The 6,523-nt window shown below is 69.9% G+C and carries 6 protein-coding genes; 5 read left to right on the top strand and 1 reads right to left on the bottom strand.

Features of this window, described 5'->3' with window-relative positions; all coding sequences use genetic code 11:
- From VGB60_RS13285 to VGB60_RS13295, 3 genes are all read left to right on the top strand, one after another.
- Positions 1-523, top strand: a 523-nt coding sequence (locus VGB60_RS13285; protein ID WP_331038724.1) for a DUF4893 domain-containing protein, incomplete at its 5' end; no start/stop codon positions are given.
- 58 nt (positions 524-581) lie between these two features.
- Positions 582-986, top strand: a complete 405-nt coding sequence (locus VGB60_RS13290; RefSeq protein ID WP_331038725.1) for a hypothetical protein — start codon at positions 582-584, stop codon at positions 984-986.
- Between the two features lie 51 nt (positions 987-1,037).
- Entirely contained in the window at positions 1,038-1,313 is a 276-nt protein-coding gene (locus VGB60_RS13295; protein WP_331038726.1) for a hypothetical protein, read from the top strand.
- Between the two features lie 5 nt (positions 1,314-1,318).
- Here the strand turns inward: VGB60_RS13295 and VGB60_RS13300 are convergent, their stop codons facing one another.
- Complete coding sequence (locus VGB60_RS13300; RefSeq protein WP_331038727.1) at positions 1,319-2,953, bottom strand: serine hydrolase; 1,635 nt, start codon at positions 2,951-2,953, stop codon at positions 1,319-1,321.
- A 341-nt stretch (positions 2,954-3,294) separates the two neighbouring features.
- Between VGB60_RS13300 and VGB60_RS13305 the strand changes: the two genes are divergently transcribed.
- Positions 3,295-5,532 (top strand): TonB-dependent receptor domain-containing protein, encoded by a 2,238-nt coding sequence (locus tag VGB60_RS13305; RefSeq protein WP_331038728.1) that lies wholly within the window; start codon positions 3,295-3,297, stop codon positions 5,530-5,532.
- 106 nt (positions 5,533-5,638) lie between these two features.
- The coding region (locus VGB60_RS13310; protein WP_331038729.1) for a Clp protease N-terminal domain-containing protein at positions 5,639-6,523 on the top strand (885 nt) is incomplete at its 3' end.

Genomic DNA, 6,523 nt, shown 5'->3' on the forward strand with positions numbered 1-6,523 from the left:
CGTCGCGTCGGCGGAGGACGCCGGCCGGCTGGGCCGGCTCGAACAGGCGTGGCGGCTCGCCCGGGCCGAGGCCGAGGACAAGGGCTTCGCCGCCGAGGTCGAGGCGCTGGGGCCGCTGGTCGATCCCAACGCGGGTCAGACCGGCCGCCTGCAGCCGCCGCCGGGAAGCTACCGCTGCCGGGCGATCAAGCTCGGCTCGAATGGACCCGGCGGGCTCGGCTACCTCGCCTATCCCTTCTTCCGCTGCACCGTCGAGCTGTCCCCGGGCGGCGACCTGGTCCTGACCAAGACCACCGGCTCGCAGCGTTCGCGCGGCCTTCTGTACCCCGACACCGACGGCCGCCTCGTCTTCATCGGCGCCCAGGCCTGGGGCATTGATGAGACGAGCTTCCCGCGATACGGCGAGCAGCCGATCCGCGATCAGGTGGGCGTGTTCGAGCGCATCGGCTCCGACCGCTGGCGGCTGGTGATCCCGTGGCCGCGGGTCGATTCCAAGCTGGAGATCCTCGAGCTCATCCGCTGACGCTTGACCGCCGTCGCCGGTCCGGCGAGGCTGTGCGCCTGCGGCTCAGGGGGAAGACATGCGCGGTCTCGGCGTCACCATCGGTTCGGCCATCGCATTGCTCGTCGTCGCCGTCCTGATCCTTGTCGGCATGCCGACCTACAACGTCTATTCCAAGCAGATGCAGGGCAAGGCGGCCTATGAACAGGCCGTTCAGGACCGCCGCATCCGCGTGCTCGAGGCCCAGGCCGCGCTCGACTCGGCCCAGTTGACCGCCCAGGCCGAGGTCGCCCGCGCCCGCGGCACCAACGAGGCGAACCGGATCATGGCGCAGAGCCTCGGCGGCCCGGAGAACTACCTGCGCTGGTCCTACATCCACATGCTGGAGGAGACCGCCGGCAAGCAGGGCCGGGAGGTCATCTACATCCCGACCGAGGCCGGCATGCCGATCCTCGAGGCCGGTCGGCGACCTGCCGCTCAATAGGGAACGGCAAGGCCTGTCGCGCGGTTTGACAGGTCTGATCGGAGAACCTTCATGTCGACCCTGCTGAAGACCGGCCTCGCCGCCCTCGCCCTGAGCGCCCTGCTCGCCGCCTGCAACGATCCCGTCGCCGCACCCGAACCCGCCAACGAAGGCGTCGCGGCCGAGATGCCGCAGACCCCTGACATGGGCGCCGCATCCGAGGCGGCGGCCGGTTCAGCGCCCGCCGCCGCCGGGGCTGCGCCCGCTGGCTCACCGGGTTCGCCAGACGCCGCCGCCCCCGGCTCGGCCGTCAATCAGCCCGAAACGACGCCCGCCCCCGCCGGCTGACCCGGTCAGACCCGCGTCAGCCGCAGATCGTGATAGTCGTATGAGAAGTCGGCGTCCGGGCTGACCGCCTTCATCGTGGCCGTCTTCGGAGCGCCGCCTTCCAGCGCGAAGGTGATGAACAGGTCTTCCTCGCGCCGGTCGGAGAAGCGGGTCCGCATCGTCTCGCCGTCGTAGGGCTCCAGCGGTCCCTTCAATGCGGGCGTCCTGCTGAACGACAGCCACAGAGCCGTACGGCGGTTCCGCCCGCGGCCCGTGGCGCGTTGCTCGATCATGATGTCGCCGTACCACGGATCGCGCCACGTTCCGGCGTATGCGTCCAGCGGCAGCGAGGGCGGCGCCCCAGCCGCCTGTTTGGCGTCGATCTCCGCCGCCGCGGCGACCGATCTCGCGTCGCCTTCCGTCTTCAGCCGCACACTGTCCGCGACCCAGTCGAAATCGGCCTTGCCCATGACGATGTCGGTGATCCCGCTGCGCAGGGCGCGCGTCAGCATGCCTTCCTCGGCGTTGGTGAAATAGCTGAAGCCGGCGTTGCGGCCGGGGATCAGAACGGTGCCGGAGACGAAGCCGGGTGCGCCGCCGCCGTGGGTGACCATCCGCTCGCCGCGATAGTCCTGCACCTGCCAGCCGGTGGCGTAGGTCGAGGCGATGGCGCGCCCCGGCAGCTCCGCCGTCGGCCCCGCCGAGTTCGAGATCAGGATGTTGGGCCGCCACATCTCGTTGGCGCGCGCCTCGGAATACAGCCGCGTCCCGTCCGGCAATCTTCCGCGCGCCAGCTGCACCGCGATCCACTTGGCCCAGTCGACCGGCGTGGTCACGAAGCCGCCCGCGGCCCCGGCCGCGGCCCAGTCCCAGACCTCCTGGATCGAGCGGCCGATGGTCTGCATCGGGCCCTGATAGCGCAGCGGCGGTCCGATGCGGCCGTGCGGCAGGGCCGACTTGGTCGGGTCGGCGGCGGTCATCACCGGCAGGGTCTCGGTCATGCCCAGCGGGTTCAGGATGCGCGTCTGGACGAACGCCTCCCACGGCATGCCCGAGGCGGCGGCGACCACCTCGCCCGCGGCCACGAACATCAGGTTGCAGTAGTGGTAGCTGGTGCGGAAGCTGTCCTCGATCGGCACGTGCGGGATGGCCGCAATGATCTCGGCCCGCGTCCGGTCGCTGTTGGGCCAGAACAGCAGGTCGCCCGCGCCCAGTCCGAAGCCGATCCGGTGGCTGACCAGATCGCGCACCGTCACCACGTCGTTCAGCTCAGGCTTCGACAGCGAGAAGCCGGGCAGGTACGCCCGCACCGGCGCGTCCCACTTCACCTTGCCCTCGTCGATCAGGATGGCCAGCGCCGTGCAGGTCACCGCCTTGGTGTTCGAGGCGATGGCGAACAGGGTGTGCTCGTCGACCGGCGCCCCGCCGATGGCGCGGACGCCATAGCCGCGCGTCAGCACGGCCTGCCCGTCCTTGACCAGCGCCACCGACACCGCCGGCTGATCCGGGAAGGCCGCCATGGCGCGCCTGACGAAGGCGTCCACCTGATCGTCCAGAGACGCGGCGTCGTTCGCGGCCTGCGCCCATCCACGCGAAGGCAGGGCGGCGGCCCCGGCGGCGGAGGTGACCAGCGCGGCGCGGCGCGTGAGGCGGATCGACATGAATTGGGCTCCCGACGAGGCGGAAAAACTAGCCCGGCCGCGTGGGGCCCGCCAGCGCCAAAGCAGGCGCCTCGGCCCGTTCCCGGGTGACTTTTCAGCGATTGCTCACTCGTCGCTCATGCGGCTCACGCGCTGGCCTGCGTCTCCTCTAACCAACGGCGGGCCGCCCGCCCGCTCAAGGAGATGTTCCCGTGCCCCAGCCCATGTACCCGTCGCAAGATGACACCGAAGTAACTGTCAAGTCGCAGAAAGCGCTGATACTTGCACCGCTACAACCGGATCGCCTTTGTGCGCCGCTTTTACATGGTCGTGGGCTCGTGAAATCAGTTAAACTTTTGTTAATGGTCGGCACCGCGCTGTCCATGCCCGCCGGCGTCGCCCTGGCCCAGACCGCCACCCCCCCGGCCCAGCCCCGGCCCCCCGCGCAGGCTCCCGCGCAACCCGCCCCCCAGACCCCGGCCGACGAGCCCGCCCGCGTCGGCGACGTGGTCGTCAGCGGCCGCGCGTCCGACGTGCGCTCTTCGATCGACTCGACCAGCTACAGCCTCGCCAACGATCTCCAGGCCGCCAATGGCACCCTGGCCGAAGCCCTGCGCAACGTTCCCTCGGTCGAGGTCGACCCCGACGGCAACGTCAGCCTGCGCGGCGACGCCAACGTGACCATCCTCGTCGACGGCCGGCCCTCGGCCGTCCTGTCCGGTCCCAACCGCGGCACGGCGGTCCTGCAGTTGCCCGCCGACCGTTACGCCCGCATCGAGGTGATGACCAATCCGTCGGCGGCCTACAGCCCCGAAGGCTCGGGCGGCGTCATCAACCTGATCACCAAGCCGGTTCCCGCCGGCGCCTCGGCGACGCCGCAAGGCACGCAGACCACGGGTTCAGTGCGGCTGAACGTCGGTCCCGACGGCCGCTGGAACGGCGGCCTCAGCGGATCGTGGCAAAAGGACAAGCTGACCCTGACCGGCGATCTGAACGCCCGCCGGGACGCCTTCGACATCGAGTTCGACACGTTGCGCGAGCAGCTTGATCCGGTTTCCGGCGCCGTCGTCTCGACGACGACCACGACGTCGGACGGTTTCGACACCGCCAACGAAGGCGCCTTCGGACGGGTGTCGGCTGAGTACAATCTGACGTCCCGGACCCAGCTCACCGCCGAACTGCGCGGCGCCCGGTTCCAGGGCGAGAGCGGCGGCCGCACCCTGTTCGAGACCCGCGACGCCGCCGGTGTCGTCACCCGCGCTTTCGAACGTGACAGCCAGGCGGAGTTCGAGGGTTTGAACTACGGCGTCACGGGGCGCGTCCTGCATCGCTTCGACGACGCCGGCCACGAATGGTCGAACGAGCTGCGGATCGATCGGGGCTCCAACGAGAACCAGTCCCGCACCGACACCGTCTTCACGACGCCGGCCGGCGCCCCTCAATATCAGGACACGCTCGGCGAAAGCGACTTCACCGTCATCGGGGTGACCAGCGCCTATGTCCGTCCCATGGGCGAGGCGAAGCTGCGCGCCGGCTACGAGCTGGAAATCCGCCGGCCTGAGCAGAGCAACCGCTACCGGTCGGGGCCGTCGGAAGGCGCGGCGGTCATCGACCCCGCCTTCACCAACCGGTTCGCGGCCGAGCAGACCGTCCACGCCCTGTACGCCACCTACGAGCGGCCGTTCACCGAAAAGCTGTCCGCCCAGTTCGGCCTGCGGCTGGAACAGGCGAACATCGACCTCGACCAGATCACCACCGGCGTGCAGGCGTCCCAGGACTATTTCCGCGCCTATCCGACCACCCACCTGTCGTATCAGCTGACGGAGAGCCAACTGCTGCGCGCCAGCTATTCGCGCCGGATCCAGAGGCCCCAGCCCTTCCAGCTGAATCCGTTCGTCTCCTATCAGGATCCGCTGAACCTGAGGTCGGGCAATCCGGATCTGGAGCCGCAGGAGACTGACAGCTTCGAGGCCATGTGGCAGCTGCGCAGCGGCCCGACCTTCTATCAGGCGACGGCCTACTACCGCGACACCCAGAAGGCCTTCACCGACGTCGCCCGCGACATCGGCGGCGGCGTCTTTCTGACTCGCCCCGAGAACGTCGGCGCGCGCCGAGACGCCGGTGTGGAGCTGGTCGCCAGCGGCGCCCTGCATCCGACCCTGCGCTACAACGCCAGCGTCAACCTCTTCCGCCAGGAGATCGACGCCTCGGGCATTCCGGGCGCCGTCGATCGCGAGGCCGATCTGGTGTCCGGCCGGATCAATCTGAACTGGACCCCGACGCCCAGGGACTTCCTGCAGGTCTCGGCCTTCTGGCAGGGCGAGCAGCTGCTGGCCCAGGGCACGCGCGACTCCGGCGGCATGGTCAACCTCGGCTACCGCCGCAAGCTGAACGACAAGCTGTCGTTGAACGTGACGGTCCGGGACGTGTTCGACACCTTCCAGAACGTCACCACCTACGACACGCCCCTGTTCCGCGAGCGGTCCGAGCAAAAGATCGGCCTGCGCGCCGCCTTCATCGGTCTGACCTACACCTTCGGCTCCAGCCCGCGACGCCAGCCGGAGCAGTTCGACTTCTCGACGGGCCAAACCGGAGGCTGAGGTCTTGCGTGGCGTTTCGGCCACACCCACCTGATCGGCAACGGGGTCGCGTCGCTCTATACGAGGACGCGGCCCCACGATCCGCCTTTCAGGGGACAGCCGAACCATGAACCTCGACCTCTATTCCGACCGCGCCAAACAGGCCGTCCAGTCGGCCCAGTCGCTGGCGCTCGCCCGCCGCCACCAGCAGTTCGCGCCCGAGCACCTGCTCAAGGTCCTGCTGGAGGAGCGTGACGGCCTCGCCCGCAACCTGATCACCGCCGCCGGGGGCGACGCCAAACGCGCCGAGACCGACGTGGAGAAGGCGCTCAGCAAGCGCGCCCAGGTCTCCGGCGGCTCGGGCCAGCTGTATCTCGACGGCGACACCGCCCGGGTCTTCGCCGCCGCCGAGGCCGCCGCGAAGAAGACCGGCGACCAGTTCGTCACCACCGAACGGATCCTCTCGGCCCTCGCCCGCGAGGGCGGCGTGGCCGCGACCGTGCTCAAGGCCGCCGGGGCCGACCCCGAGGCGCTGGACGCCGCCATCCTGCAGGTCCGCAAGGGCAAGACCGCCGACAGCGCCGGGGCCGAGGACGCCTACGACGCCCTGAAGCGCTACGCCCGAGACCTCACCCAGGCGGCCCGCGACGGCAAGGTCGACCCGGTCATCGGCCGCGACGAGGAGATCCGCCGCACCATCCAGGTCCTGGCCCGCCGCACCAAGAACAACCCCGTCCTGATCGGCGAACCCGGCGTCGGCAAGACGGCCATCGTCGAGGGCCTGGCCCGCCGCATCGTCGAGGGCGACGTCCCCGAGGGGCTCAAGAACCGCCGGGTGATCTCGCTCGACATGGGTGGCCTGGTCGCCGGGGCCAAGTACCGCGGCGAGTTCGAGGAGCGGCTCAAGGCCGTCCTCAAGGAGATCACCGACGCCGACGGCGAGGTCATCACCTTCATCGACGAGCTCCACACCATCGTCGGCGCCGGCAAGGCCGAGGGGGCGATGGACGCC

Source organism: Brevundimonas sp., assembly GCF_036399195.1.
GTDB lineage: Bacteria > Pseudomonadota > Alphaproteobacteria > Caulobacterales > Caulobacteraceae > Brevundimonas.

Bases quoted from the DNA above. Each gene is read 5' to 3' on its own strand.
- VGB60_RS13290 (WP_331038725.1), top strand. From the start codon at position 582: ATGCGCGGTCTCGGCGTCACCATCGGTTCGGCCATCGCATTGCTCGTC.
- VGB60_RS13295 (WP_331038726.1), top strand. From the start codon at position 1,038: ATGTCGACCCTGCTGAAGACCGGCCTCGCCGCCCTCGCCCTGAGCGCC.
- VGB60_RS13300 (WP_331038727.1), bottom strand. From the start codon at position 2,953: ATGTCGATCCGCCTCACGCGCCGCGCCGCGCTGGTCACCTCCGCCGCC.
- VGB60_RS13305 (WP_331038728.1), top strand. From the start codon at position 3,295: ATGGTCGGCACCGCGCTGTCCATGCCCGCCGGCGTCGCCCTGGCCCAG.